Origin of the sequence: Sphingomonas abaci, from assembly GCF_014199625.1 — a bacterium.
GTDB lineage: Bacteria > Pseudomonadota > Alphaproteobacteria > Sphingomonadales > Sphingomonadaceae > Sphingomonas > Sphingomonas abaci.
Window position 1 is genome coordinate 62,083 of sequence record NZ_JACHNY010000009.1, and the last position, 25,494, is coordinate 87,576.

Annotated in this window: 26 protein-coding genes; 8 read left to right on the top strand and 18 right to left on the bottom strand. The window is 71.4% G+C overall.

The genetic code is table 11. The annotated features are described in order from the left end of the window. Positions 1-15: 15 nt before the first annotated feature. The 14 genes from GGQ96_RS17155 to GGQ96_RS17220 form a co-directional block, all read right to left on the bottom strand. Complete coding sequence (locus tag GGQ96_RS17155; RefSeq protein WP_184116660.1) at positions 16-387, bottom strand: NlpC/P60 family protein; 372 nt, start codon at positions 385-387, stop codon at positions 16-18. Between the two features lie 3 nt (positions 388-390). After that, positions 391-1,203 carry a DUF2163 domain-containing protein gene (locus GGQ96_RS17160; protein ID WP_184116661.1) on the bottom strand — a complete coding sequence of 271 codons (813 nt, stop codon included), beginning with the start codon at positions 1,201-1,203 and terminating at the stop codon, positions 391-393. Continuing rightward, positions 1,200-3,479, bottom strand: coding sequence for a DUF2460 domain-containing protein (locus GGQ96_RS17165; RefSeq protein ID WP_184116662.1), 2,280 nt, complete (start codon positions 3,477-3,479; stop codon positions 1,200-1,202). Before GGQ96_RS17165 ends, GGQ96_RS17160 begins: the two co-directional genes overlap by 4 nt. A gap of 26 nt (positions 3,480-3,505) precedes the next feature. Further along, positions 3,506-4,072: a phage tail tape measure family protein gene (locus GGQ96_RS17170; RefSeq protein WP_184116663.1), complete on the bottom strand. Its 567-nt coding sequence runs from the start codon at positions 4,070-4,072 to the stop codon at positions 3,506-3,508. Beyond that, positions 4,065-4,268: a phage tail assembly chaperone gene (locus GGQ96_RS17175; RefSeq protein ID WP_184116664.1), complete on the bottom strand. Its 204-nt coding sequence runs from the start codon at positions 4,266-4,268 to the stop codon at positions 4,065-4,067. Before GGQ96_RS17175 ends, GGQ96_RS17170 begins: the two co-directional genes overlap by 8 nt. After that, the gene (locus GGQ96_RS17180; RefSeq protein ID WP_184116665.1) at positions 4,265-4,579 is read right to left on the bottom strand and encodes a GTA-gp10 family protein; all 315 of its coding nucleotides are present in this window, start codon (positions 4,577-4,579) and stop codon (positions 4,265-4,267) included. Before GGQ96_RS17180 ends, GGQ96_RS17175 begins: the two co-directional genes overlap by 4 nt. Further along, on the bottom strand, positions 4,576-4,980 hold the full coding sequence (locus tag GGQ96_RS17185; protein ID WP_184116666.1) for a phage major tail protein, TP901-1 family: 405 nt from the start codon (positions 4,978-4,980) through the stop codon (positions 4,576-4,578). Before GGQ96_RS17185 ends, GGQ96_RS17180 begins: the two co-directional genes overlap by 4 nt. Positions 4,981-4,990: 10 nt before the next feature. Then, positions 4,991-5,410, bottom strand: a complete 420-nt coding sequence (locus GGQ96_RS17190; RefSeq protein ID WP_343059101.1) for a DUF3168 domain-containing protein — start codon at positions 5,408-5,410, stop codon at positions 4,991-4,993. Further along, positions 5,407-5,736, bottom strand: a complete 330-nt coding sequence (locus tag GGQ96_RS17195; RefSeq protein WP_184116667.1) for a head-tail connector protein — start codon at positions 5,734-5,736, stop codon at positions 5,407-5,409. Before GGQ96_RS17195 ends, GGQ96_RS17190 begins: the two co-directional genes overlap by 4 nt. Before the next feature lie 17 nt (positions 5,737-5,753). Further along, positions 5,754-6,755, bottom strand: coding sequence for a phage major capsid protein (locus GGQ96_RS17200; protein ID WP_184116668.1), 1,002 nt, complete (start codon positions 6,753-6,755; stop codon positions 5,754-5,756). 75 nt (positions 6,756-6,830) lie between these two features. Continuing rightward, positions 6,831-7,208 (bottom strand): HK97 family phage prohead protease, encoded by a 378-nt coding sequence (locus GGQ96_RS17205; protein ID WP_425506712.1) that lies wholly within the window; start codon positions 7,206-7,208, stop codon positions 6,831-6,833. Next, on the bottom strand, positions 7,202-8,308 hold the full coding sequence (locus GGQ96_RS17210; RefSeq protein WP_184116670.1) for a phage portal protein: 1,107 nt from the start codon (positions 8,306-8,308) through the stop codon (positions 7,202-7,204). The genes GGQ96_RS17205 and GGQ96_RS17210 overlap by 7 nt, the downstream gene beginning before the upstream one ends. Before the next feature lie 43 nt (positions 8,309-8,351). After that, entirely contained in the window at positions 8,352-9,671 is a 1,320-nt protein-coding gene (locus GGQ96_RS17215) for a DNA-packaging protein (protein ID WP_184116671.1), read from the bottom strand. After that, positions 9,668-10,105: a hypothetical protein gene (locus GGQ96_RS17220; protein ID WP_184116672.1), complete on the bottom strand. Its 438-nt coding sequence runs from the start codon at positions 10,103-10,105 to the stop codon at positions 9,668-9,670. The genes GGQ96_RS17215 and GGQ96_RS17220 overlap by 4 nt, the downstream gene beginning before the upstream one ends. A gap of 293 nt (positions 10,106-10,398) precedes the next feature. Between GGQ96_RS17220 and GGQ96_RS17225 the strand changes: the two genes are divergently transcribed. From GGQ96_RS17225 to GGQ96_RS17235, 3 genes are all read left to right on the top strand, one after another. Beyond that, a complete protein-coding gene (locus GGQ96_RS17225) occupies positions 10,399-10,932 on the top strand; it encodes a GAF domain-containing protein (RefSeq protein ID WP_184116673.1) in 534 nt (177 codons plus the stop codon). A 27-nt stretch (positions 10,933-10,959) separates the two neighbouring features. Beyond that, entirely contained in the window at positions 10,960-11,580 is a 621-nt protein-coding gene (locus GGQ96_RS17230) for a peptidylprolyl isomerase (RefSeq protein ID WP_184116674.1), read from the top strand. A 107-nt stretch (positions 11,581-11,687) separates the two neighbouring features. Beyond that, entirely contained in the window at positions 11,688-12,146 is a 459-nt protein-coding gene (locus tag GGQ96_RS17235; RefSeq protein WP_184116675.1) for a hypothetical protein, read from the top strand. 103 nt (positions 12,147-12,249) lie between these two features. Here the strand turns inward: GGQ96_RS17235 and katG are convergent, their stop codons facing one another. From katG to GGQ96_RS17250, 3 genes are all read right to left on the bottom strand, one after another. Continuing rightward, positions 12,250-14,475 (bottom strand): catalase/peroxidase HPI, encoded by a 2,226-nt coding sequence (gene katG, locus GGQ96_RS17240; protein ID WP_184116676.1) that lies wholly within the window; start codon positions 14,473-14,475, stop codon positions 12,250-12,252. Between the two features lie 124 nt (positions 14,476-14,599). Beyond that, complete coding sequence (locus GGQ96_RS17245) at positions 14,600-16,018, bottom strand: sensor histidine kinase (RefSeq protein WP_184116677.1); 1,419 nt, start codon at positions 16,016-16,018, stop codon at positions 14,600-14,602. Beyond that, on the bottom strand, positions 16,015-16,689 hold the full coding sequence (locus GGQ96_RS17250) for a response regulator (RefSeq protein ID WP_184116678.1): 675 nt from the start codon (positions 16,687-16,689) through the stop codon (positions 16,015-16,017). Before GGQ96_RS17250 ends, GGQ96_RS17245 begins: the two co-directional genes overlap by 4 nt. Before the next feature lie 91 nt (positions 16,690-16,780). Between GGQ96_RS17250 and GGQ96_RS17255 the strand changes: the two genes are divergently transcribed. The 5 genes from GGQ96_RS17255 (at position 16,781) to rpsN (ending at position 23,722) form a co-directional block, all read left to right on the top strand. Next, positions 16,781-18,034, top strand: coding sequence for an efflux RND transporter periplasmic adaptor subunit (locus GGQ96_RS17255; protein ID WP_184116679.1), 1,254 nt, complete (start codon positions 16,781-16,783; stop codon positions 18,032-18,034). Further along, positions 18,031-21,213, top strand: coding sequence for an efflux RND transporter permease subunit (locus tag GGQ96_RS17260; RefSeq protein WP_184116680.1), 3,183 nt, complete (start codon positions 18,031-18,033; stop codon positions 21,211-21,213). Before GGQ96_RS17255 ends, GGQ96_RS17260 begins: the two co-directional genes overlap by 4 nt. Next, entirely contained in the window at positions 21,210-22,673 is a 1,464-nt protein-coding gene (locus tag GGQ96_RS17265) for an efflux transporter outer membrane subunit (protein WP_184116681.1), read from the top strand. Before GGQ96_RS17260 ends, GGQ96_RS17265 begins: the two co-directional genes overlap by 4 nt. Beyond that, complete coding sequence (locus GGQ96_RS17270) at positions 22,670-23,317, top strand: hypothetical protein (protein WP_184116682.1); 648 nt, start codon at positions 22,670-22,672, stop codon at positions 23,315-23,317. The genes GGQ96_RS17265 and GGQ96_RS17270 overlap by 4 nt, the downstream gene beginning before the upstream one ends. Before the next feature lie 99 nt (positions 23,318-23,416). Continuing rightward, on the top strand, positions 23,417-23,722 hold the full coding sequence (rpsN, locus tag GGQ96_RS17275; protein ID WP_184116683.1) for a 30S ribosomal protein S14: 306 nt from the start codon (positions 23,417-23,419) through the stop codon (positions 23,720-23,722). 111 nt (positions 23,723-23,833) lie between these two features. Here the strand turns inward: rpsN and GGQ96_RS17280 are convergent, their stop codons facing one another. Then, positions 23,834-25,483 carry a hypothetical protein gene (locus tag GGQ96_RS17280; protein WP_184116684.1) on the bottom strand — a complete coding sequence of 550 codons (1,650 nt, stop codon included), beginning with the start codon at positions 25,481-25,483 and terminating at the stop codon, positions 23,834-23,836. Between the last annotated feature and the right edge of the window lie 11 nt (positions 25,484-25,494).

Genomic DNA, 25,494 nt, shown 5'->3' on the forward strand with positions numbered 1-25,494 from the left:
CGTCCGATCCTTTCCTTATCGTCGCCAGCACCCCAGTAGCGGCCAGGGCGGCGCGCCCGGCCGCTCGACCACCCGACGCAGCCCGGCATCGGCATGGATCAGCCCCGCCCCGGTCCACACGCCCAGATGCAATTGCCCCGGCCCGGTCCGCATCAGCAGCAGATCGCCCGCCGCGGCCGCCCCCTCGACCCGGCGCAGCACCGCATCCAGGCGCGCCCGCACCGCCGCCGCATCGCCGCCGCGCAGCGGATAGCCACTCGGCGCCGCCAGCCGCAGCGCGTGCGCCGCCAGCCCCACGCAATCCAGGCCCGCGCCATCGCGTCCATGCAGCCGGAACGGCACGCCCAGCACCGCCCGCGCACGCGCCACCACCGCCTCGCCCGGCACGGCTCAGCCCCCCGGCCAGCGCGTGATCAGGTCCAGCCCCGGCAGATGCGGCTCGCCCCGGAAGTTCGCGGCATTGCCGAACCGGTCGCGACAGGTGGCGAAGCTCTTGTCGCACCCCTCGACCAGCTCGACCAACGTGTCGGCCACCACGGCGAAGGCCGGCGGCGCGATCAGGACCAGCCGCCGCCCCGCCGATTGCGCCACCGCCGTCTCCAGCCCGCCATTCGCGCCACCGAACCAGCGGACCATGCCGTTGCCGAACGCGTCCGCCACCGGCTCGTCGACATCGCTCAGCAAGGTCCGCTCGTCGATCGCCCGCACCCGCGCCCAGTGGCGCCGCAGCGCCGCGCGGCACCGCCGGTCGCCCAGCGCCGCGCGGCATTCGGGCGCGGTGGCCTCCACCGCCGGCCGGTCGAGCGCCGCCGCCGCGCCCAGCAGTTCGGCGGTGAAGCCATGATCGCCCAGCTCGACCGCGCCGATCGTCCCCTCGCCCAGCGGCACCGGCGCGCCCGCCCCGGTCCAGTCGGCGGCGAAGATCGTCACCCGTGCGCCATCCCACCGCCCAGCCAGCAGGTCGCGCGGGCTGAAGGCGTCGCCGGTCAGCGCACCCGACACGTCCATCGTGTCCGCCTCCAGCCCCACCGACCGCGTGATCGCCGATGGCACCATGCCCGGCGCGGCGCGATGGACCAGCCCGTCGATCTCCAGGTCCCGGTCATGCGCGGTCAGCCCGATCGTCACCCCGTCGCGCCGCTCGACCCGCCAGCACAAGGCGATCGTCGTCACCGCCGCGTCCAGCCAGCCCGCCGCGCTCATGGCGCCACCTCGCGCAGCTCGACCAGCGGCACCGATGCGGCGACCCCGGCCAGATAGGTGGCCCGACTGACGCTTAGCCGATCCTGGGCGAAGCGCACCGGCACGTCGAAGTCGAACGAGGCGGTCACCGCCGCCCCCGCCGCCGGCGCGGCGTCCAGCACCACCCAGCCGCCGTCGTTCAACCGGAACCCCGCCGTGCGGCCGGCCACCGCGACGCGCACGCTGTCCGCCACCGGCCGCGTGATCCGCCGCTCGGCCGCGTCGTACCGCCGCACCAGCGCGAAGCGGCGGTTCACCCCGTCCCCCGTCCCGATCGCCTCGCCCCGCCCCTGCCAGTCGAACGGATCGCGCAACCGGAACCCCCGCGCCGGCCCCAGCCGCGCACGGAAGAACGCCAGCAGCGCCGCGATATCCGCCTCGGACCGCAGGCCCGGCCCAACGTCATACTGACTGAGCGCCTCCGCCCATCCGGCGATGCGCTGCTCCGCGCCGCCCGCCGCCGTCACGATCTGGGTCGAGAAATGCGGGGTCACCTCCACGTCGCGGCCCAGGGCCAGCGGAAAGCCGACATCGTCGAACGCCTGCATCGCATCCTCCTCCAGATCGAAATGGACGAAGCCGTCGCGCATCACCTGCGGCAGCGCCCAGACGAAGGTCTCCGCCACCCCGCGCGCCCGCGCCGTCGCCGCCGCGCGCGCGATCGCCCGCCACTGCCCGCGATCCCGCGCCCGCAACACGAAGCCGGCGAGATAATGCTGCGCCCCCACCGGATAGCCCAGCCGCTCGGCCGCCGCCGCGACGCCCTGCGCGCTGGACACCGCATCGCCGGTCGCCGCCCAGTCATAATCCTCCAGCTGCAACACGTCGAAGGCGGGCCAGGCCCAGCCGACCGGCATGTTCGCGCGCTTCGCCTCGGGCGCCAGCGGATCGAGCACCGTCGGCAGATAGGTCAGCAGATGCGTGATGCACCGGCCCCCCGCCGCACCCCGCGCCGCCGCCGCCAGCGCGACGGTCGAGGCCGCCAGGCATGCCCCGGCCCGGTCCAGCGTCGCGCGCTGCGCTGCGGTCGTGATGTCGCGGATGCTCGCGATCGGCGCGGGCGCGAAGGCCGCCACCGCCGCCGCATCGTACAGGCACGGCGCGTGGCCGTCCGGCTGCACCCACCACCAGGGCTCGCCGACCTGGAAACGCGCCGGCATCCCCGCCGCCGCCGCCAGCCGCATGAACGCCGCCGCCACCTGCGCCAGCCAGTCCATCGCCCCCGCATGGGCCGGGCTCAGCAAGGTCGAGGGCGGCGACCATCCGGTCAGCGCCGGCGATCCGTCGAGGGCGCGCTGCTTCCAGTCCCCCCAGCAATGCGCGTCGAACAGCTCGTAGGACAGCGACCAGATCACCGTATAACCCAGCCGCAGGGCTGCGTCCGCCAGGGCGCGATGCCAGGCCGCGCACGCCACGTTCAGCACCCCGCCGCGGGCGCTGACGTAGAAACCGCCACTCGCGGCCTCGAGCCGGAAATAATGGCTCATGCCGACATAATGGACGATCGGCCCGCGATAGCCCAGGTGCAGCGCGTTGCGCAGCAGCCGGGCCGGGGTCAGGTGATAGCTGTCGTCATAGCCGCTCGCCAGCCGCAAGCCGTGCTCCGGCACCACCGCCGCGCCCAGCGCCAGCACTGCCCCCGGCCCCTCGCAGGCGATGTCGGTCAGCGCGACCCAGCCCTCCGCCGGCGCGGCCAGCGCCGCATCCGCGCCATCGTAGCCGGGCGGCGCCAGCGACACGAACATCCGATCGACATCCCCGGCCCAGACCGGCACCGCCTCGTCCGGCAGCAGGAACCCGCCCTCCACGCTCGCGAAATTGATCGCCACCGTCGCATCCTGGGGCGACCCGCTGGCATAGTTCCACAGCCGCACATACCAGCTTCGCGCCGCGCCCCCCGCATCGCGCCCCTCGATCGTCAGCACCGGCCCCTGCACCGCGTCCAGCGCCCTGATCCCGGCCGAGCGCCAGCGGAACCGCAACCGGCACTGGCGGAAATCCCGCGCCGTCTCGTAGCGCAGCAGCGGGTGATCGTGCCGGTCCTCCGCCTCCCAGATCAACCCGGCGAGATCGTCCCGCTTGTAGAAGACGCAGTCGACGCGCAACGCATCCGGTCTCGTCGTCGTCACCGCCGCCATCATCGGCCGCGGGAAATTGACTGTCCAGAAGCGCGGATCGAACCGCTGCATCACCTCCTCGCGCTGACCGTCCCGCGCACGCGCCAACCAATGCCCCATCGCCCCCTCCTCAGTTCGGCCCGTCCTCAGTTCAGCGCCGCCCGCACCGCCTGCGCCACCTGCCGGCTCGACTGGCGCAGCGCCGCCGCCGGCTCGCTCCGCCCCGCATGGATCGTGATCGACACCCGCACCTCGCGCGCCGCGGCGGGGGCGAGCGTCTCGATCCGCCCGGTCGCGGCCGGCACGAACAGCTCCGGTCCGCGCTCGCCCACCAGATAGCCGCGCCCCGGTGCCACCGGCCCGCCCGTCGCCCGCCCCGGCTGGCCGCCGCCCGCCGACGCCACCCCAAGGCCCGCCCCCAATCCCGTCGGCGCCAGCGTCGATGCGACGTCGCCAATCAGGCTGCGCACCGCATTTCGCAGCGCCGCCGCCGCGATCTGGTCCATCACCCTGAGCGCCGTCGCCTTTAGATCCTCGAAGCTCAGCTTGCCGGTCCGCGCCGCCTTCAGCAGCGCCTGCTCGACCAGTCCCCCGGCCCGCGCCGCGCTACCGCCCAGCCCGCTTTCCAGCGCGTCCCGCATCGACGCCACATCGCTCAGGAAGCCACGCGTGTCGGCGCGCACCGACACCATCGCCAGGTCCACCTCATCCATCTGGAAACGCCTTTCGCAACGTCGCGATCGCCGCCGCGTCAGGCGGTACCTGCCCGCCGTCCGCGCCGCGCATCGCCGCCACCACCACCGCCAGCTCGGCCGGCGTCGCCCGCCAGAAGCGGTCGGGCGACCAGCCCAGCACCGCGCCCGCGAACCCCGCCGCCCGCGCCGCCGCGCCCGCGAAGCGCGCGCTCACCGCCCCGCCAGGATCTGCCCCAGCAGTACGCGCAGCACCGGCGTCGCCGCCGCCAGACCCAGCATCGCTACCGCCTCGCCCAGCGCCATCCGATCCAGCCCCTCGGGCGGATCGCGCAGGCAGTGCCAGAACAGCGCGACCATCTCCGACAGGCACAGCTTGCCGTCCGCCGCCCGCTCGACCAGCGCGAACAGCGGCCCCAGCTCCGCTTCGGCCGCGACCAGCGCCGCGAAGCTCGGCCGCAGCACCAGCGTCGCGCCATCCACCGCCAGCGCCGCCTCGCCGCGCACGGGATTGGCCGGGCCGCTCACGACGCCACCACCGCGCCGGAGCTCTCCAGGCTCAGCGTATAGGATCGCTCGCCATTGAAATCGCCGGCATAATCGAGCCGCGTCACCAGGAAGCGGCCAGTCATGCTGTCGCCGCTCTCGAAGCTCAGCCGGTAATCGTCGATCGTGCCCGCCAGCGCGCTCGCCTTGATCCGCGCCTCCGCCGCCGATCCGGTGAACACGCCCGCGCCTGACACGCTGACGCTGCGGATGCCGGCTCCCGACAGCAACTGCCGCCACCCGCCCGAATCCTTGTTGGTCACCACCACCGCCTCGCCGTTGATCGCGAACTGCGTCGTGCGCAGCCCCGCCACCGTCGCGAAGGCGGGCGTCGCCGCCCCGTCTCCCACCTTCAACAGGAACGCGCTTCCCCGCTCGATCATGCCACCCTCCTCAATCCTGTCGCCACATCCGCGCCGCGAACTCCACCGAGCCCTGCCAGCGCCCCTCCGACCGGCCGGCCCGCGCCAGCCGACTGCGCGTCAGCCGTATCGTCACCAGCCGCCAGCCGCCGCCGATCGCCGTGCCCGCCAGCCCGGGCAGCCCCGCCTCGACCGCCGCCAGCAGCGCGCGCAGCCGCACCGGCCGCTCGCCCGCATCCTCCAGCATCACGGTCAGCCGCGCCTCGCGCCCGCTGCACCCGGCGGCGGACGCGTCCGCCAGGACCGGCTCCTCGACCACCGCATGGGGCAGGCCGCCACGCACCGGCGGCGCGTCGAACACCGCCACCCCCGCCAGTCCCGCCAACGCCTTCAGCCGCGCGACCACCGCCGCGACCAGCAGCACGCGGGCGTCGCTCCCGATCGCGCTCACAGGCCCAGCCGCCGCCACGGCCGCCACAAGGCCGCGACCGCGATCGGCACGCCGATCTCGGCATGGCGGTTCTCGAACAGGTGCACCGCCATCAGCACCAGCCCGTGCGCGATCGGCGGCGGCAGGTCGGACCAGCTCTCCGCCAGTCCGTCCGCATCCGCCCGCCGTAGCAGCCGTTGTCCACAAAATGCCTCCGCCAGCCCCAGCGCGGTCATCGCCAGCCGCAGCAGCAGCGCATCCTCGTCGTTTCCCGCCAGCCGCAGCATCTCGCGCGCCGCCGCCGCCACCGGCGCGACCAGCGCCGATGCCTCCTGTCCGTTCATCATCGCCTGTCTCCCGTCCCTCAGCTCGCCGCGATCTTCAGCAGCTTGATCGCGTTCGAATCCGCCACGCAGCCGCCGACCCGCTTGGTCGCGTAGAAGCTGACGAACGGCTTGTTCGAATAGGGATCGCGCAGGATCGCGGTCTCGTGGCGCTCGGCGATCAGATAGCCGCGCTTGAAGTTGCCGAAGGCCAGCGCCATCGCGTCCGCGCCCACGTCCGGCATGTCCTCGGCCTCGACCACTGGATAGCCGAGCAGCAGCGACGCCTGGTCCGCAGCCAGTCCCGGCTGCCACAGGAACGCGCCATTGCCGTCCTTCAGCTTGCGGATCAGCGCCAGCGTCGCCGCATTGGCGACGAAGCACGCCCCCTGGCGATAGGGTGCCTTCAGCATCTGCACCAGTTCGACCAGTCGGTCCGCCGCACCGTTGCCCAGACCGCTCGCCGATCCGGTCGCCAGATATTGCAGCGTGCCGAATGCGCGCCTGGCGTCGCCGTCGGTGCTGCTCGGTTGCGCCAGGAACCCCTTGGGCCGGTTGATGCCGCTGCCGGAGACGAAGGCGCTGCCCTCGGCGCGCGCGAACTCGGTCGCGATCTCGCTGGCCAGCCATTCCTCCACATCGAACGCGGCATCGTCGAGCATCGCCTGGCTGACGCTGGGATTGGCATAAAGTTCGCCGCTCGGCGGCACGATCTCGCGGAACACCGGCGTCGCGGTGGTCGGCCGTGCCTCGGTCTCCGCCGCCCAGCCGCTGGGCGTGCCGCCGCTCGTCACCAGCTTGCGATACCCGGCCGATCCCACCGTCACGACATGGGCGATGCCGCGGATCGGCGACAGGCCGGTCAGCACGCGGCCGATCTCCGCATCGATCTCACGCGGCACCGCATAGCCGCCCGAATCGCCGCTCACGCCCGTGAACGCCTTCATTTCCAGCGTCGCGCCCGTCCGCACGAAGCCGGCAAAGCCCGCATCGCCCTGCTGCTGCCGCGCGCCGTCCAGCGCCGGTCGAACCGTCACGTCCATGTCTATCTCCATTTCGCTTGTGGATAAATCGGGGGATTGTCCGTGCGCTTGCCCGGCAAAACCCTGTGGATAAGTTCAGTCGACGCGGTCGATCCGGGCCAGCGGCTGCATCGGCACCGGCACCAGGCTGACCTCGACCAGCCTGACGCGCAGCAATTCGCGCCATGCCCCCTGCCGCGCCACCAGCGGCCGATATCCGATCGACAGGCCGGCCAGATCGCCCCGCCGCACCGCCGCCGCCAGCGCCGCGTCCGTCACCCGCCCCGCGACGCGCAAGCCCCGCGCCTCCACCGCCAGCGTCTCGATCACGCCGACCGGATCGCCGCGATGCGCGAACAGCAGCGGCACCGGCGCCACCACCCCGAACGCCCCCGCGCGCAGCACGTCGCCGGCCCGGTCGACCCGGTCGAACAGGGCGGCATAGCCCGCGAAGGGCAGGTCCGCGCTCAGCACAGGCCGAGAAGCGCGCGCTTCTCCTCCCCGGTCAGGAACTCCGCCGCCGACACCGACGCCCATAGCCGCTCGCGCTCCTCGGCCAGCGCCGGCACCGCGTTCAGGTCGACCGTCAGCCGCGCGTCGGGAAACCAGCCGCTCAACCCTTGCGCCAGCGCGGTCAGGATCGTCTCCGCCAGCGGCACCACCGTGGAGCGCCACAGCGCGCGATTGGCTTCGCGGTAATTGGCATGGGTCGAATCGCCCGGCAGCCCGAGCAGCATCGGCGGCACCCCGAACGCCAGCGCGATCTCGCGCGCCGCCGCCGCCTTGGTGCCGGAAAAGTCCAGCTCGGCCGGCGACAGGCTCAGCGCCTGCCATTTCAGCCCGCCTTCCAGCAGCATCGGCCGCCCGGCATTGGGCGCGCCGATGAAGGCGTCCAGCTCGGCCTTCAGCCGCGCATGCTGATCGCCCGACAACGCCGATCCGTCGCCCGGCTCATAGACCAGCGCGCCCGATGGCCGCGCCGCATTGTCCAGCAGCCCCTTGCCCCAGCGGGTGGCGGCATTGTGGATCGCCACCGCCCCCGCCGCCGCGCCCAGGCAGCCCAGGCCGTAATGATCGTCCAACGGGTGGAAGGCGCGGATATGGACCAGCGCCGGCCGCACAGGATCGGCATCCAGCCGCGTCGCCACCGATCCCACCCGGTAGCGATAGGCGACCGGCCAGCCGCCCGCATCCGTCTCCACCGCCACCCGTTCGGGCCGGAGCGCATAGAGCGCCGCCACCCCGCCCGCCGGATCGCGCAGCAGCTGGACATAGGCGTTGCCATGCAGCAGCATCTGCGCCGCCACCGTCGGCAGCAGCGCCTGCCCGCCCGACCGCGCGCCGACCAGCGCCGCGATCGCCGGATCCGAGGCCGAGAGCGGCGCCGCGCCCAGCGTCTCCGCCACCAATTTCACCGCGCGCTGCGCCACCGCATTGCCCAGATAGGCGTCGCGCGCCTGCGCCTCATAGTGCCGCGGCCATTCGCCCAGGATCGGCACCCCCGACCGTGCGAAGCCGCCCGACAGCGCCGGACGCGTTTCGTCGCGCCCGGCCTTGCGACCGAACCATTTCATCGTCCGTCTCCCGCTAGATTTGCCGGACCGCGCCGGCAGAAGCTCAGATCCGCCGCACCCCCACGTGCCGCTCAGGCGCGATCATCAGCGCCCACAGGGCCCAGACCAGCGCATCGGCGCGGTCGGGCGAGCGGCCCGGCCCGTGATAGCCGTCCAGCGTCAGTCCGCAGAGCTCGTCCTCCAGGCGGGCGAACGCTCCGACATGCCAGACCCGCCCCTTCGCATAGAGGAGCGACACCGGTTCGGCTCGCGCGCCCTTGCCCTTGCTGGCATGGGCGCCGTGCAGCGGCAGCGACGCGTCGTGCAGCCGCAGCACCGTCTCCACCATGTCGCCGCCCTGGTTGCGCTCCACCACCACCCGGTCGGCGCCGTAGCGCGCGACCAGCGCCGCCACCCGCGCCGCCCAGCCGTCGGGCGACAGCCCCGCCGCGCTCGCATCTTCCAGCACCCAGGCATGACCCTCGGTGCAGCGCCCCGCCACCACCATGCCGCAGGCATCGCCCGTCCGGCTCGCCGGCGGGTCGACCCCGACCACGATCCGCACCAGCGCCGGCGCCGCCCGCACCCGCTGCTGGTCGAGCAGTGCGCGGGTCCACAGCGCGCCCTCGACATCCTCCAGCCACTCGCCGTCCAGTTCCTGCCGGCCCAGCCGCGTGCCCGCATATTGCGACTCGATATAGGTCCGGAAATCGGCCGGCAGATGCACATTGTCGCGCGTGCCGCCCCGCGATTCGATCAGGCCGGGCAGCGCCATCACCCGCCGCATCAGCCCGGTCGGGCGCGGCGTCGTCGTCACCAGCACCTGCGACCGCGCACCCAGCCGCAGGCCCATCATCAGATTGTCCCAGCATGGCTCCCCCTGCCGCCACTTGGCCAGTTCGTCGCACCAGGCGACATGATGTTCCGGCCCGCGCAACTTGTCCGGCCGCTCGCTCGAATAGACGAAGGCGCGCGCGCCGGACGCGAAGGTCAGCTCGCCCAGCGTCGAGCGCCAGACCATCGGCTCGTCCTGCCGCGCCACCGCCAGCAACCCGCTCTGCCCCTCGACCATCACCTTATGGACATCGTCCAGCGTCGCGCCGACCAGCGCGATCCGCGCATCCGGCCGGGCCCGCGCCACCGCGCTCACCCATTCGGCGCCCGCCCGCGTCTTGCCGAAGCCCCGCCCCGCCCGGATCAGCCAGACGCGCCAGTCGTCCGTCGCCGGCAACTGCCCGTCATGCGCCCAGACCGGCCATTGCTCCAGCAGCGTGCGCTGGTGCGCGACCGGCAGATCCTCCAGCAGCCGCGACCGGTCCGCCGCCGTCATCGCCGCCAGCTGCGCCACCAGCCCGCGCAGCCCCGCCACCACCGTCGTGCTCATGGCGCCGGCCTAGCGAGCGCCGCGATCCGGCGCAGCAATTCGGCCTGCACCTCGGCCGGCGACACCGTCTCGCCCGGTCCGCGACGAGCACCGTCCTTGCTCCGCGCATCCTGTCGTCGGATCAGCGCCAGCGCGATCGCCGGATCGAAACCATCCTCCGTCGCAGTGCCGCGCGCCGCCGCCAGCAGCCGCAGCTCCAGATCCTCATATCCGCCCAGGATGGCGTCCTGCCAGGCACGTCCGAACGCCGCATCGCGGTCGCGCAGGCCATAGGCCGCCTGGGGCGACGTTCCCGCCTCCGCCGCCGCCAGCCGCACGTCGCTGGTCCGGCGCAGCGCCTCCAGAAAGGCCTTGCGCCGCGTCTCGCTCATCCCCTCGCGCCGCGCCCGCCGCGCCGCCGCGCCGCGCCCCTCACCCTGTCTTCTCGAATGCATCGCGCCCCTCCGGTCCGCCTGCGCCGGACATGCGAAGGGCCGGCGCGGCCCCGGGCATCCTCTCCGATCCCCGGGGCCGCCCGGCCCGTTCACAATTCCTCAGCGTTCCCGTTATGTACCTTCGGAGCGTGACGCTGTCAACTTCAAAGTACCAGATCGGTTCGCGACTACCCGTAACTATACTAGGTTACGTAGACAAAAGAACCGATTTGCAGTGCTTTAAACCATGTACAAAGACCCCATCCCATGTCACCTGTCGCGCCAAGACAAACCAATGGAAGGCAGGGGGCAGCATGAGCATCAGCTATTACAGCCCGCCTGCACGCCCGGCCGACGAATCGGCGCGTGAAGCCGCGGTGCGACGGTCGGGCGCGATTGGTCTGCCTAACCATCCCCTGTTGCGCGCCATCGTCGAGCAGGTCTGCCGGCAATTCCACGCCAGCACATGCGCGGTGACGATCGTCTATGAAGACTGGCAATATGTGATCGTCGGCCACGGCATCGACATCGGCCCGTACAGCCGCCGCACGTCCTTCTGCGGCCATGCGATCCTGGAGCCGACCGAGGTCTTCTGCATCGCCGATGCCAGTCATGATCCGCGCTTTGCCGGCAATCCCCTGACCGACACGGATGGCGGCATCCAATTCTATGCCGGGGCGCCGATCCTCTATGACGGCCAGCCGATCGGCGTCTTGTGCGTCACCGACGAGGCTGCCCGCCCCGCCCTGACCCCGGACGAGCGCCGCCATCTCGATCGCTGCGCCCGCGCGGTCGGCGCCGCCATCGACCAGGCCGGCACGGCCCAGCCGGACCCGCTCTTCTCCTGATCGTCATTCGCGTCTAGCCTCCGGGTCATGAAGCGACTCCTGCTCCTCCCCGCCCTGCTGCTCGCCACCGCCCAGACGGCTCTACCGCCGCCGGCCCCGACGCCATCCACCGCGCCGGCTGACACCGTCGACGTCACCATCACCACCACCGCCGGCCCGATCACCGTCGCGCTCGATCGCGGCCACGCGCCGATCTCGACTGCCAATTTCCTCCGCTATGTCGATGGCAAGCGGTTCGATGGCATCGCCTTCTACCGGTCGATGAAGCTGCCCTGGAACGCCGGGCTGATCCAGGCCGGACAGCGCGACGGCAAGAAGATCTTCCCGCCGATCCGCCACGAGCCGACCACCACCACCGGCCTGTCGCATGTCGAGGGCACCATCTCCATGGCGCGGCGCGAGCCCGGCTCGGCGCAGGGCGAATGGACGATCATGATCGGCGACATGACCGGGCTGGATGCCAAGCCCGGTCCCAATCCCCCCGCCGATCCGGGCTATGCCGCCTTCGGCAAGGTCGTCGGCGGCATGGACGTGGTGAAGGCGATCTGGGCCGCCCCCACCGATCCCCAAAAGGGCGAGGGTGCGATGAAGGGCCAGTTGCTCACCGCGCCGGTCCGCATCCTTACCGTCCGCCGCGCCACGCCCTGATCGCGCCTCGTCGCACAATCGCATCGGTTTGCGTGGCATCGCGACCCGCGTTCCTCTGTACTCGATATAAGTCGTAGTCGGGACGAAGGAATATCGGGGTCGACGTGATGGACAGCGCCATTCTGATCGCCGGCCATCGCGCCATCATCGACGCGGCACGGGCGATGCTGGCGACGCTCGCCGCCGCACCGGTCGACATGGCCATGCTGGCGCGCCATCGCATGACCCTGTCACTCCGGGTCCGCGACCAGTTGCGCCACGAGGATCGCATGATCATGCCGCGGCTTAACGCGGAAAGGGCTGCGCTGCCCCCGGCGGTTCGCGACCTCCTCGATCGCCGCACCCTGATGATGCGACGCTATTCCGAACATGTCGGCCAATGGAACCTCCAGGCGGTATCGGCCGACCTTCCGACCTTCCACGCCGAAACCGCCGCGCTCGTCGCCGATGTCGTCGCGCTTCTGGCGGCGAAGGAGCGGACGCTCTTCCCCCATGTCCAGTCGCTTGCCGACCGGTCACCGACAATGGCCGGCCAGCCGGTCCCGCCGCTGCCCATCGCCTCCTGACCCATCCACGAAAAAAGACCGCCGGCGCACAGGGGCAGCGCCGGCGGTCTCGTCGTCAGGTCGTCGCGTCCCGCAAAGGGGGTGAAACAGGACGCGCCGGCCGTCAGCTCGGCATCAGGTCGTACCGGTCGGCGTTCATCACCTTGGTCCAGGCCTGGACGAAGTGGCGGACGAACATCGGCCCGGCATCGTCGCAGGCATAGACTTCGGCCAGCGCCCGCAGCTGCGAGTTGGACCCGAACACCAGATCGGTGCGCGATGCGGTCCACTTACGCTCGTGGCTGTGGCGGTCGGTGCCGACGAACTCCTGGTCGCTCTCGTCGCTGATCTGCTTCCATGCCGTGCCCATGTCGAGCAGGTTGACAAAGAAGTCGTTGGTCAGCTGTCCCGGCCGCTTCGTGAACACGCCGTGCTCGCCCGCCTTGGGATGGTTGGCGCCCAGCACGCGCAGGCCGCCGACCAGCACCGCCATCTCCGGCGCCGACAGGCCGAGCAGTTGCGCCCGGTCGATCATCAGCTCCTCGGTCGGCACGGTGAAGCGCACCTGCAGATAGTTGCGGAACGCATCGGCGCGCGGCTCCAGCACCGCGAAGCTCTCCGCATCGGTCTGCTCGGCCGACGCGTCGGTGCGGCCCGGCGTGAACGGCACCTCGATCGCATGGCCGGCCGCCTTGGCCGCCTGTTCGATGCCGACCGAGCCGCCCAGCACGATCAGGTCGGCGATCGACACCTGCTTGCCGCCGGCTTGCGCGCCGTCGAACTCGGCCTTGATCCGCTCATAGACCGACAGCACGCGGGCGAGCTGCTCGGGCTGGTTGACCTCCCAGTCCTTTTGCGGGGCCAGCCGGATGCGCGCGCCATTGGCGCCGCCGCGATGGTCCGATCCGCGCCAGGTCGAGGCGGAGGCCCAGGCGGTCGTCACCAGTTCAGCCACGCTCAGCCCTGATCCGGCGATCGCCGCTTTCAGCGTGGCGACGTCGCCCGCCTCGATCTGGGGATAGTCGGCGACCGGGATCGGGTCCTGCCACAGCAGTTCCTCTTCCGGCACTTCAGGGCCGATCAGGCGGATCTTCGGCCCCATGTCGCGGTGGGTCAGCTTGAACCAGGCGCGGGCCCAGGCATCGGCGAAATAGGCCGGGTCCGCCCGGAACTTCTGGCAGATCGCGTTGTACGCCGGGTCGACCTTCAGCGCCATGTCGGCGGTCGACATCATCGTCGGCACCTTCTTGCTCGGCGTATGCGCGGCCGGGGCGAGCGTATCCTCGGGGTTGCCGACCGGCTGCCACTGGTGCGCGCCGGCCGGGCTGCGGACCAGCTCATACTCATGGTCGAACAGCATGTCGAAATAGGTCATGTCCCAGGTCGTCGGCGTCGGCGTCCACGCCCCCTCCAGGCCGGAGGTGATGGTATGGTCACCCATCCCGCTCTCATGCGTGCTGGTCCAGCCCAGCCCCTGCGCGGCGATGTCCGCGCCCTCCGGCTCGCGGCCGACCAGGCTGGGATCGCCCGCGCCGTGCGCCTTGCCGAAGGTATGGCCGCCGGCGGTCAGCGCCACCGTCTCCTCGTCGTTCATGCCCATCCGCGCGAAGGTCTCGCGCATGTCGCGCGCCGACCCCTGCGGCATCGGACAGCCGCCCGGACCCTCCGGGTTGACGTAGATCAGGCCGTGCTGGATCGCCGCGAGCGGGTTCTCCAGCGCCAGGCCGGCCTCCTCGTCGATGCGGGTCTGGCCCAGCCATTCCTCCTCGGTGCCCCAGTAGACGTCCTTCTCCGGCTCGAACACGTCCTCGCGGCCGCCGCTGAAGCCGAAGGTTGGGCCGCCCATCGATTCGATCGCGACGTTGCCAGCCAGGATGAACAGGTCGGCCCAGCTCAGCTGACGACCGTATTTCTGCTTGATCGGCCACAACAGGCGCCGCGCCTTGTCGAGATTGCCGTTGTCGGGCCAGGAATTGAGCGGCGCGAACCGCTGCTGCCCGGCCGACGAGCCGCCGCGCCCGTCGCCGGTGCGGTACGTGCCGGCCGAATGCCAGGCCATGCGGATGAAGAAGGGGCCGTAATGGCCGTAATCGGCCGGCCACCAGGGCTGGCTGTCGGTCATCAGCGCGGTCAGGTCGGCCTTGAGCTGGTCATAGTCCAAGCTCAGGAACTCGCTGCGATAATCGAAGTCGTCACCCATCGGATTGCCGCTGACGCCCTTCTGGTGAAGGATGTCGATCGACAGCGCCTCGGGCCACCAGTCGCGCGCCGTGCGGCCCAGCAGCGTGCGCATCGCGGCCGGCTGCTTCTTGGGATCGTTGATCGGGCTGCCTTCGGTGATGGCGTCCATGTCCTGCTCCTCTCGTGGCGGCTCCGGCGCATCATGGGCGACCGGGGCGGAATGGCGTCACGCTACTCCAGCGCGACGAACGTCGGAAACCTGAAATCCTTGGTCCTGTGATCGATTGCGACGATCAACGATCGGCCGCGTCGCCGGATGCGCCATCCGCCGCCCGCCGGCCACGATCGGTCGCGATCGGAAACCACAAGGTCGCCCGCGTGCCGCCGGAGACCGCCAGCGTCAGGCGTCCGCCATGCCGCTCCATGATCCGCGTCACGATCGCCAGCCCCAGCCCGGCGCTGTCTGACCGCGCATGGTCGGCCCGCCAGTAGCGCGCCTGCGCGTCGCCCAAGTCGGCGCAGGCGATGCCGGGGCCGTCGTCCGCCACCTCGACCACCGCGCCGCCCGCCGCCTCGCGCACCGACACCGTGATGGTGCAGCCGGGCGGCGTATGCTTGGCGGCGTTGCCGATCAGATTGGCGATCGCCAGGTCGATCAGGGTCGCATTTCCGCGGACGCGCGGCCCGCCGTCATAGCCGGCCAAGTCCTCGGTCCCCGCGAATGCCAGGTGATGGCCGCCGTTGATCACCGCCGGGGCCAACCGCACCATGGTCGCCGCCGCCGCCGGCTCCAGGTCCAGGGCCGCCCAGGGCAGCACGTCGCCATCGTCCAGCGTCGCCAGGTCGCGCAACTGGGCGACGACATGGCTCAACCGCTCGACCTGCACCGCGCAGCGCTGGCGCAAGACCGGATCGGGCAGCGCATCCAGTTCCAGCGCCAGCGTCTGGAGCGGCGTGCGCAATTCGTGGACGACGTTGCCGACGAATTCGGACTGGCGGAAGAACGCGCGCCGCACCCGCTCGACCAGGCCGTTGGCGGCGGCGACCAGCGGCCGCACCTCGGTCGGCAATCCCTCGATCGCGATTGGCACGGTCCGGGACGAGGCATCGATCGCCTCCGCCTCGGCCGAGGCGCGGCGGAAGGAATGGACGGTGCGCCGCATCGCCAGCCCGCTCAGCACCGGCAGCAGCAGCAGCACCGGCATGACCAGGCCCAGGCGGAGCAGGAAGGCGCGTTCGATATCGTCGACGATCACGCCGGGCTGCGAGCGGTCCTGCGCCACCATCGCCTGCAAGGGGCGCCCCCCGACCCGCACGGGCCGGGCATAGAGTGCGAAATCCTCCGCGCCGACGAACCGGGGCCGTGCGCTCGGCCCGGCGATCCGCCGCCACGGCACCCCGGCGGCGTAGCGGCTCGCCAGCCGCACGCCGCCGGCGGCGTCCGCCACCACGAAGGCGCGGCCGTCATAGGCGGTGGCATAGCCCGGCTCCAATTCGGCCGGATGATCGATCGCCAGCCGCTCGCCCACCCAGTGCAGCCGCCGCGCGATCATGTCCGCCTCGCGCCGCAGCGCGCCCCGCTCCTCGCGCGCGGTGGCGGCGTGCAGCGCCGACATCAGCAGCACCGGCAGCAGCACCGCGACCAAGGTCACCGCCAGCACCTCGCCCAGCAGGATGCGCCGCGACAGCGATCGCGGCGCGAACAGGCTCATGCGATCCGCGCCAGATAGCCGATGCCGCGGATCGTCTCGATCCGCACCGCCGCGCCCGCCGCCTCCAGCTTGCGGCGCAGCCGGTGGACATAGACCTCGATCGCATTCGCCCCGCCGCCATCGCCCATCAGGCCGAACAGCTGGTCCTCCACCGCCGCCTTCGCCACCACCCGCCCGATCCGGCGGAACAGCAGCGCCGCCAGCTCCGTCTCGCGCGCCGACAGCGGCACGAGGCGATCCGCCACGACCAGCTCGCGCCGCGCCGTGTCGAACCGGCCATTGCCCAGCGCGATCTCGTTGCCGGCCAGCGCGTCCTTGCGCCGCGTCACCGCGCGCAGCCGCGCGACCAGTTCGTCCATGTCGAACGGCTTGGGCAGGTAATCGTCGGCGCCCGCGTCCAGCCCGGCGATGCGCGCCCGGGTGTCGCCGCGCGCCGTCACGACGATCACCGGCACCGCCACGCCTTTCCCGCGCCACGTCCGCAGCAGGGCCAGCCCGTCGCCATCGGGCAGTCCCAGATCCAGCAGCACCGCGCCATAATGCGCCGCCGCCAGCATCGCCGCCGCGTCCTCGGCCTGCGCGGCATGATCGGTGGCGAAGCCGTGACGGCTCAGCGCCTGCGCCAGCGCGGCGGCCAGAGCGCGATCGTCCTCGACAAGCAGCAGGCGCACGGCACGGGTCCGATCCGGTCGTAAGGTTCGTGTAAGCCAGGATGCCTAGCCGCCGACCTTCCTCGCCGCAAGCAGAGGCCAAGGCCGCATCATGTCCACCGAACACGCCTCCCCGCCGCTCCCCACCGTCCTTCGGCTTGACCGCCGTGCGCAGCTGCGCTGGCTGCTGATCGGCGGCGGCGCGTTCCTCTTGATCTGGCTGGCGATGACCCTGGTCCGCGCGCTCACCACGCCGACGCCGCCGGTCGACCACCCGCTGCCGCCGGGCACCTTCCGCGCGACGCCCGACCAGCTCGCCCAGATGAAGCTGCTGACCGTGGGCGAGGCGGGCGCGGGCGCGCCGCTCGACGCGACCGGCACGATCGCCGTCGATGGCGAGCACAGCGCTCCGGTCACCCTGCCCTTCTCCGGTCGCATCGTGCAGGTGCTGGTCGAGGCCGGGCAGAACGTGCGGCGTGGCCAGCCGCTGCTGCGCGTCGCGTCGAACGACTATGCCGATGCGCGCAATGCCCTGACCAGCGCGCGCACCCAGGCCGAATCCGCTGAGGCCCAGCTGCGCATCGCCGAGGACAATGCGAAGCGCCAGCAGGCCATCTACGCCACCGCCGGTGGCGCGCTGAAGGATTATCGCCAGGCCGCCAGCGACCTGGTCGTGGCGCGCGCCGCCGTCGCCGCCGCGCAAGGCGCGGTCCGCACCGCGCAGGACCGGCTGGCGCTGTTCGGCCGCGCCGCCGGCGGCGGCGGCAACGGGGCGGCGATCGTGACCTACACCGCGCCGGTGGCGGGCACCGTCGTCGCGCGCGATGTCGCCCCCGGCGAGTTCGTCGGCGCGGGCGGCGACAAGCCGCTGCTGACCATCGCCGATCTGTCGCGCGTTTGGCTGGTCGCGCAACTGCCCGAGCGCGACGCGGCGGGCGTCCATGTCGGCGACGCCGTCACCGTCACCACCCCCGCCTATCCCGGCCGCCGCTTCGCCGCGGTGATCGACAATGTCGCGGTCGCGCTCGACCCCGTCACCCATCGCCTGGCGGTGCGCGCCACGGTCCGCAACCCGGATGGCGCGCTGAAGCCGGAGATGTTCGCCAGCTTCGCGATCCGCCGCGCCGCCGCCGCCGGGCCGGAGGGCGTCCGCGTCCCCTCCGACGCGGTGATCCACGAGGGCGACGGCGCGCGCGTCTGGGTGGCCGGCGCGAACGGACTGCTCCATGCGCGAACCGTCACCGTCGCCGACAGCGACGATGGCTGGGACCGCGTCACCGCCGGACTGAAGCCGGGCGAGCGGATCGTCACCGCGGGCGCGCTGTTCGTCAACGAGGCCGGGCTGAACGGCGGGACCGGCGCATGAACGGGCTGATCGCCACCGCGCTGCGCCAGCGCGTGCTGATGCTGATGCTGCTCGCCGGCATGATCCTGGCGGGCGGCGTCGCCTTCGCGAACCTCAACATCGAGGCCTATCCCGATCCCGTGCCGCCGATGGTCGAGGTGCTGACCCAGTCCAACGGCATCTCCGCCGAGGAGATGGAGCGCGGCGTCACCATCCCGATCGAACAGGCGGTGGCGGGCATTCCCGACCTGAAGGCGGTGCGCACCATCTCGCTGTTCGGCCTGTCCGACGTGCGTATCCAGTTCAGCTACAATGTCGGCTTCCGCGAGGCGGAGCAGCGCGTGCTCGGCCGCCTGTCGCAGCTCGGCCCCCTGCCGAACAACGCGCAGCCGACCATCTCGCCCACCAGCCCGATCGGCGAGATCTTCCGCTACCGGATCAAGGCGCCGGCCGGCTATTCGGTGATGGACCTGAAGACGCTGCAGGACTGGGTGCTGCAACGCCGGTTCAAGCGCATCCCGGGCGTCGCCGACGTGACCGGCTGGGGCGGCAAGCTGCGCACCTATGAGGTGGTGGTCGACAATGACCGGCTGCTGGCGCACGGCGTCACGCTCGGTCAGGTGCTGGCCGCGATCGGCAAGAGCGACGGCAATGTCGGCGCGCAGACGATCAATTTCGGATCGCAGGCGGCGATCGTGCGCGGCGTGGGGCTGATCCAGTCGACCGACGCGATCCGCCACGTGCTGGTCGGCACCAATGCCGGCAACCCGGTGCTGCTGAGCGACGTCGCGACCATCCGGATCGGCAACGAACCGCGCCTGGGCATCGCCGGGGTGGGCCCGGACGACGACATCGTCATGGGCATCGTGCTGATGCAGCGCGGCGCGCAGTCGATGCCGACGATCGAACAGGTGAAGAAGGAGGTCGCCACGATCAACGCCGGCGGCGTGCTGCCGCCCGGCGTCACCCTGCAGCCGATCTACGACCGGTCCGACCTGATCGACGTGACGACGCACACGGTGCTGCACAATCTGGTCGAGGGGATCGTGCTGATCTTCCTCCTCCAGTGGCTGTTCCTGGGCAATCTGCGCTCGGCGATCATCGTCGCCAAGACCATCCCGTTCGCGCTCGCCTTCGCGGTGCTGATCCTGACGATCCAGGGCGAATCCGCCAATCTGCTCTCGGTCGGCGCGCTCGATTTCGGGCTGGTCGTCGATGCCAGCGTCATCATGGTCGAGAACATCTTCCGCCACATGGTGATGCGCTCCGCCGCGATCGACAGCGGCCGCACCCACGCCAACCATGCCAGCCGCTTCTCCGCGATCCTGCACGCGGGGTCGGAGGTCAGTCGCGGCATCGCCTTCGCCGCCGCGATCATCATCGCCAGCTTCCTGCCGCTGTTCACGCTGACCGGCGTCGAGGGCCATATCTTCGGCCCGATGGCCAAGACCTATGCCTATGCGATCGCGGGCGGCCTGATCGCCACCTTCACCGTGTCGCCGGTGCTGTCGGCGCTGCTCCTGCCCGACAAACTGGACGAGGTGGAGACCTGGATCGTCCGCAAGCTGCGCGCCCTCTACCGCCCGGCCGCCGCCTTCGCGCTCGGCAACCGGATGCTGACGCTCGGCGGCACCGCGCTGCTGATGGTCGCCGCGCTGGTCGCGGTGCATGGCCTGGGCGTCGAGTTCCTGCCGCATCTGGAGGAGGGCAATCTCTACATCCGCGCCTCGCTGCCCGCCTCGGTCTCGCTGGAGGCGGGGCAGCCGACGGTGAACGGCATCCGCCGCATCATCGCCAGCTATCCCGAGGTGCAGCGCGTCATCTCGACGCACGGCCGGCCCGATGACGGCACCGATGCCACCGGCTTCTTCAACGCCGAATTCTACACGCCGCTGAAGCCCGCCGACGAGTGGCCGCGCGGCGTCACCAAGGACACGCTGACCCGTGAGCTGCAGGACCGGCTCCAGAAACGCTATCCCGGCGTCGAGTTCGAATTCTCCCAATATATCCAGGACAATGTCGAGGAAGCCTCGTCGGGCGTGAAGGGCGCCAATTCGGTCAAGGTGTTCGGCCCCGACCTCGCCACGCTGGAAGCGCTGGCCGGCCGCATCCAGGCGGAGATGGCCAAGGTGCGCGGCATCACCGACCTGGGCGTGTCCGACTCGCTCGGCCAGCCGACCGTGCGGATCGACGTCGATCGCGCCGCCGCCGCGCGCTACGGCCTGACCCCCGACGACATCAACACCACGGTCGCCGCAGCGATCGGCGGGCAGAGCCCCGGCGACCTGTACGAGACCGGCACCGACCGCCACTTCCCGATCGTCGTGCGGCTGCGGCCCAATGAGCGCGACAGCCTGGAATCGATCCGCCGCATCACCATCGGCGCGCCGGCGCCGGGCGGCAACGGGATCGTCCAGGTGCCCTTGTCCGAGGTCGCCAGGGTGCGCCTCACCTCGGGCGCGTCCTTCGTCTATCGCGAGCATCAGGAACGCTACATCCCGATCAAATTCAGCGTGCGCGACCGCGACCTGGGCGGCGCGGTCGGCGAGGCCCAGGCCCGCGTCGCCAAGGCCGTGCCGCTGCCCGCCGGCTATCACCTGGAATGGGCGGGCGAGCTCGGCAACCTGACCAGCGCGGTCGACCGGCTGGAGATCGTCGTGCCGATCAGCCTGGGGCTGATCCTGATCCTGCTCTATGCCAATTTCTCCTCGGTCACCGACACGCTGATGGCGTTCAGCGTGATCCCGATGGCGATCGTCGGCGGCGTGCTGGCGCTGGCGCTGACCGGCACGCCGTTCAGCATCTCCGCCGCGATCGGCTTCGTCGCCTTGTTCGGCATCGCGGTGATGGACGGCATCCTCATGGTCACGACCTTCAACCAGGCGCTGGACGGCGGCCTGGCGCGGGCGGAGGCGCTCGCCACCACGGTCGACACCGCGCTCCGCCCGGTGGTGATGACCTGCGCCGCCGCCGCGATCGGCCTGCTGCCCGCCGCCGTCTCGACCGGCATCGGCAGCCAGGTGCAGAAGCCGCTGGCGCTGGTCGTGGTCGGCGGCATGGCGCTCGCCCCCGTGCTGATCCTCCTGGTGATGCCGGTGCTGATCGACCGGTTCTCGCGCCATGTCTCGCCCGAGGAGCGCGGGCCGCACGGCCATGCCCTGCCCCATCATCCCGTCCAGCCCGGGGAGCAGCCGGCATGATCCGTTCGCCTCGTGTCCTCGCCATGCTGCTCGGCACGGCCCTGTCCGGTTGCTCGGCCGGGCCGCAGCACCCCAGGGTCGACCTGCCGCTGCCGCCACCGGTCGCCGCCGCCACCCTCCCCGCCACCGCCGGCCCGACGCAGCGGATCATGCCCGGCCGCCCCGCTCCGGCGGATTGGTGGACCCGCTTCGGCAGCCCCCGACTGGACGCGCTCGTGGCCCGCGCGCTCGCCGCCAATACCGATCTCGCGGCGGCGGAGGCGACGTTGCGCCAGGCCCGCGAACAGCGCGGCGTCGTGCGCGGCGCCGCCGGGCCGCAGGTCGATGCCGGCTATCAGGTGGAACGGGCGCGGGTGTCCAATGCGCTGTCCTCGCCGCTCGCGGACGTCACCGACACGCTCTACACGCTCCACACCAGCCAGTTGTCCGTCACCTATCCGCTGGACCTGTTCGGCGGGCAGCGCAGCCGCATCCGCTCCGCCGCCGCCGCCACCGCGGTCGCCGCCGCCCGGCTCGACGCGGCGCGGACCAGCGTCGTCGCCAATCTGGCGCTGGCGGTGATCGAACAGGCCGCGCTCCAGGCGCAGGTCACCGCCGCCGAGGATGCGATCCGTTCCAACCGCGACATCCTCGACCTGCTCCGCCGTCGTCAGGCATTGGGCGATATCGGCGCGGCGGACGTCGCGGCGCAGGCGAGCGCGCTCGCCACGACCGAAGCGGTGCTGCCGCCGCTCCAGCGCCAGGCGCAGCACCAGCGCGCGCTGATCGCGACGCTGACCGGCACCGCCCCAGGCGCCACCACGCTCGACCTGCCGAGCCTCGCCGAACTGCATTTGCCGACCGACCTGCCGGTCGCGCTGCCCGCCGATCTGGTCGCCGCCCGGCCCGACGTGCGCGCCGCCGCCGCGCAGATGGAGGGGGCGGCCGCCGATCTCGGCACCGCCATCGCCGCGCGGCTGCCGTCCATCACCCTGTCGGGCAATGCCGGCGGCTCGGCCGAGCGGTTCGCGCGGATGTTCGCGACCGGCAACCCCTTCTACGCGCTGATCGGCGGCCTGACCGCGCCGATCTTCCACGCCGGCGCGCTGCGCCACCAGCAACGGGCGGCCGAGGCCGCGCTCGACCTCGCCAAGGCGCAATATCGCGGCGCGGCGCTGCAGGCGTTCGTCGATGTCGACGATGCGCTCGCCGGGCTGCGCAGCGACGCCGTCGCGCTGGACGCCGCGACCCGCGCCCGCGACGCCGCCAACCAGTCGCTGGGCTTCACCCGCCGCCAGCTCCAGCTCGGCGGCGTCGGCACATTGGCGCTCCTGGGCGCCAGCGCCGCCTCTGCCCAGGCCGCCTCGACCCGCATCCAGGCGGAGGCGGCGCGGCTCGCCGACACGGTGGCGCTGTTCCAGGCGGTCGGCGGCACCATCCCCGACCCCGCCCCCTCCTCCGCAGCGGAGACCCGCCCATGACCGGCTTCCACGCGCCCCCCAGCGACCGGCTGGTCCTCGCCCCCTCGGGCCTGCGCGCCATCGCCGTGGCGCGCACGATCGACGTGCGCGTCTTCCTCGACCCCGCCGCGCCGGTCACCGCCATCGCCCGACCGCTCGCCCGGCGATTGCCCGGCATGCCCCCGGCGCCGGACAGCGGCACGACCGCGCTGCCCCGCCCGCTCCTGATCCGCTTCGTCCGCCCCTATGCGGACATCCGTCGCGCCCGCTTCGTCGCGGCGCTGCCGGACGATGCGCTGCTCGATCTCGGCCGCGACGTGCTCGGCACCGTCACCGTCCGCCTCGACCTGAAGGCCGGCCAAATCCGCCGCCTCGACCCGGACGCCGCCGCGCGCCTCGCCGATCACGCCACCCGCATTCCGGTGACCCTGCGCGACGATGGACTGACGATGCCGGGCCAGCTCGACGGGCAGGCGGTCACCATCACCTTCGACACCGCCCCCCGCGACCAGCCGCCGCCGCCCGCGACCGTGCCAGTGACCATCGCCGGCCAGACCCTGTCGGCCCGCCGCGGGGCCGACGGCCATGTGTCGATCGGCTGGGACGCGTTCGCCGACCGCCGGCTGGTGCTTGACCTGCCGCATGGCGCGATCTGGCTGGACTGATCCCGGTCAGTCCCTCCGCCCGCCGACGCTGGTGCAGGTTAGCGACGCGACCGCCCGATCGGCGCAGATTGCCGGCGATCAACCATCGGAAGGATCGTCATGGCCAAGAAGAGCGCCATCAACAAGAATGAGCGTCGCAAGCGCATGGTCGCACGCTACGCCCCGAAATTCGCGAAGCTCAAGGCGCAGGCGGCCGATGAGAGCCTGTCGGACACCGACCGGCTGCTCGCCCGGCTGAGAATGGCGGAATTGCCCCGCAACGCCAATCCGACGCGCGTGCGCAACCGCTGCGAGCTGACCGGGCGGCCGCGCGCCTATCACCGCCGCTTCCGCCTGGCGCGCGTGATGCTGCGCGACCTGGCCGTGCGCGGGCTGATCCCCGGCGTGGTCAAGTCGAGCTGGTAGGCGCTTTCCCCGCCCCTATCGCGCGTACGACGAAAAAGGGGCGGTGGACGCCGCGTCGCGCCCACCGCCCCTTCCCGCAAGCCCGCCCCGCCGGAGCGGCCCGCCCGGCCTTTACTTGCCGAATTCCAGCGCCGCCTTGCGCTTCGGCGTCTGGTCGACCGGCTGGCCGGCATATTCGCGGATGCCCCAGGCACCGCCCGCCCCGGCCATGCCGGTGGCGCTGTACAGCGTCATCACATCGTTCACCTGGTTCTTCCAGGTGCTGATATAGGTCTTGTACATGTCGTACATCGCCGCCGAGCGGTTGATGTCCTGCACGCGCGCCGCGCCACCGCTGGCGAAGTCGACGACATGCTGCCCGGCTTCATAGGTGATCAGCCGCTTGCCATATTGCTTGGCGGTGTCCTGGTTCGCCGTGATATCCTTCAGCGACTGGGCCAGTCCGGCGCGCAGCGAGGCCTGCCGGTCCACCAGGCTGCGGAGCTTCGCGGCATCATTGTCATAGTTGAAATAGGGCGCGATGGCCATCGCATCGACATTGGCGGCGACATCCGGATAGCTCAGCACCTGCTGGCCGACCCAGGGATTGCTGCTCTGCGACCCGATGACGCGCACCAGCTGGCCCGGCCGGTCGGCGAACACCTTGCCCCAGATCTTCATCGCCCAGACCGTCTTCTGCGAATAGCGCTTCAGATTGGCGATGAAGCCGTTGGTGTCCAGCCCGGCCGACAGCCCTTCGGACTGGATCTGGTGCGCCAGCGGGAAGGCATAGTTCCAGTTCTCGTTGCCGATCTCGACATAGACCCGCCGGTTCGCCCCCAGATTGTCATGCACCAGCTTGGCCATGCGGGTGACGTAATCCTCGTCCGCATTCCACGGGATGGTGAACCAGGGATCGGCCGCCACCGTATTGGCGAGCAGGACCATGTTCTCCAACGCCACGCCACGCTTGTGGTCGCCCTGATTGACGCCGTTCGGCAACGTCCGCTCCGCCCAGGTGATCTTGGCGGGATTGGTATTGGTCGCCGACCAGTCCAGGAAGCGCAGCACGCTATAGGGCTTCAGGCTGTCGATCAGCTGCGAGGCGAACATCTGGTCGCGCGGCGCACTCTTCTCGCGGCAGTCGAGATTGCGCACGGGATCGCTCTCCGGCGCGCCGGACACATTGACCCAGTTGCGCGTGTTGCCCTCCGGCGGCGGTCCGGCGGGCCAGTCGAAGGTCAGGACATGGTCGCCCCGGACCAGGTTCTTGCGAGACCCGCCGATATTGACGTCGCCCGTTCCGGCCCAGGTGCAACGGATCGCAACGCTCTCGCCGTTGAACACCTGCGAGGGCGGCGTCATCACATAGGCATAGCTCTTATTCGCCGGGACTTGCTTGGGCATTCCCAAGGTGTCCAGCTGCGTCGCCGACAGTTCCTGCCAGCCATTGTTGGTGTCCACCCAGATATGGCCGGAGACCAGGTTCATGAAGGTGTATTCGTTGGAATAATAATCGACCGGGGCCACGTTGATGCCCAGTCCGAACCCCTTGGCGGCCGGCGTCGGCGTCGGCGTGGGGGTCGGCGTCGGGGTCGCCTTGGGCACGCCTTTCAGCACGAAGATCGTGGGAGTGGACGAGTCGAGCGACCCCTTGCCGGTCACCACGCCGGCCGACCCTACGGCCGCCACCGCGGTCGCGCCGGCCACCAGCGCCGCCGATGGCGTAGTCGCGACGGACTTCACGGCGGCAATCATCTTAGCAATCGAAGTACCAGTCATGGACTACTCCA

What these genes read in the sequence shown, in the direction of transcription:
- GGQ96_RS17160 (WP_184116661.1), bottom strand. Translation starts at nt 1,203, where the DNA reads ATGAGCGCGGCGGGCTGGCTGGACGCGGCGGTGACGACGATCGCCTTG.
- GGQ96_RS17165 (WP_184116662.1), bottom strand. Translation starts at nt 3,479, where the DNA reads ATGGGGCATTGGTTGGCGCGTGCGCGGGACGGTCAGCGCGAGGAGGTG.
- GGQ96_RS17170 (WP_184116663.1), bottom strand. Translation starts at nt 4,072, where the DNA reads ATGGATGAGGTGGACCTGGCGATGGTGTCGGTGCGCGCCGACACGCGT.
- GGQ96_RS17185 (WP_184116666.1), bottom strand. Translation starts at nt 4,980, where the DNA reads ATGATCGAGCGGGGAAGCGCGTTCCTGTTGAAGGTGGGAGACGGGGCG.
- GGQ96_RS17195 (WP_184116667.1), bottom strand. Translation starts at nt 5,736, where the DNA reads ATGATGAACGGACAGGAGGCATCGGCGCTGGTCGCGCCGGTGGCGGCG.
- GGQ96_RS17200 (WP_184116668.1), bottom strand. Translation starts at nt 6,755, where the DNA reads ATGGACGTGACGGTTCGACCGGCGCTGGACGGCGCGCGGCAGCAGCAG.
- GGQ96_RS17210 (WP_184116670.1), bottom strand. Translation starts at nt 8,308, where the DNA reads ATGAAATGGTTCGGTCGCAAGGCCGGGCGCGACGAAACGCGTCCGGCG.
- GGQ96_RS17215 (WP_184116671.1), bottom strand. Translation starts at nt 9,671, where the DNA reads ATGAGCACGACGGTGGTGGCGGGGCTGCGCGGGCTGGTGGCGCAGCTG.
- GGQ96_RS17220 (WP_184116672.1), bottom strand. Translation starts at nt 10,105, where the DNA reads ATGCATTCGAGAAGACAGGGTGAGGGGCGCGGCGCGGCGGCGCGGCGG.
- GGQ96_RS17225 (WP_184116673.1), top strand. Translation starts at nt 10,399, where the DNA reads ATGAGCATCAGCTATTACAGCCCGCCTGCACGCCCGGCCGACGAATCG.
- GGQ96_RS17230 (WP_184116674.1), top strand. Translation starts at nt 10,960, where the DNA reads ATGAAGCGACTCCTGCTCCTCCCCGCCCTGCTGCTCGCCACCGCCCAG.
- GGQ96_RS17235 (WP_184116675.1), top strand. Translation starts at nt 11,688, where the DNA reads ATGGACAGCGCCATTCTGATCGCCGGCCATCGCGCCATCATCGACGCG.
- katG (WP_184116676.1), bottom strand. Translation starts at nt 14,475, where the DNA reads ATGGACGCCATCACCGAAGGCAGCCCGATCAACGATCCCAAGAAGCAG.
- GGQ96_RS17245 (WP_184116677.1), bottom strand. Translation starts at nt 16,018, where the DNA reads ATGAGCCTGTTCGCGCCGCGATCGCTGTCGCGGCGCATCCTGCTGGGC.
- GGQ96_RS17255 (WP_184116679.1), top strand. Translation starts at nt 16,781, where the DNA reads ATGTCCACCGAACACGCCTCCCCGCCGCTCCCCACCGTCCTTCGGCTT.
- GGQ96_RS17260 (WP_184116680.1), top strand. Translation starts at nt 18,031, where the DNA reads ATGAACGGGCTGATCGCCACCGCGCTGCGCCAGCGCGTGCTGATGCTG.
- GGQ96_RS17265 (WP_184116681.1), top strand. Translation starts at nt 21,210, where the DNA reads ATGATCCGTTCGCCTCGTGTCCTCGCCATGCTGCTCGGCACGGCCCTG.
- GGQ96_RS17270 (WP_184116682.1), top strand. Translation starts at nt 22,670, where the DNA reads ATGACCGGCTTCCACGCGCCCCCCAGCGACCGGCTGGTCCTCGCCCCC.
- rpsN (WP_184116683.1), top strand. Translation starts at nt 23,417, where the DNA reads ATGGCCAAGAAGAGCGCCATCAACAAGAATGAGCGTCGCAAGCGCATG.
- GGQ96_RS17280 (WP_184116684.1), bottom strand. Translation starts at nt 25,483, where the DNA reads ATGACTGGTACTTCGATTGCTAAGATGATTGCCGCCGTGAAGTCCGTC.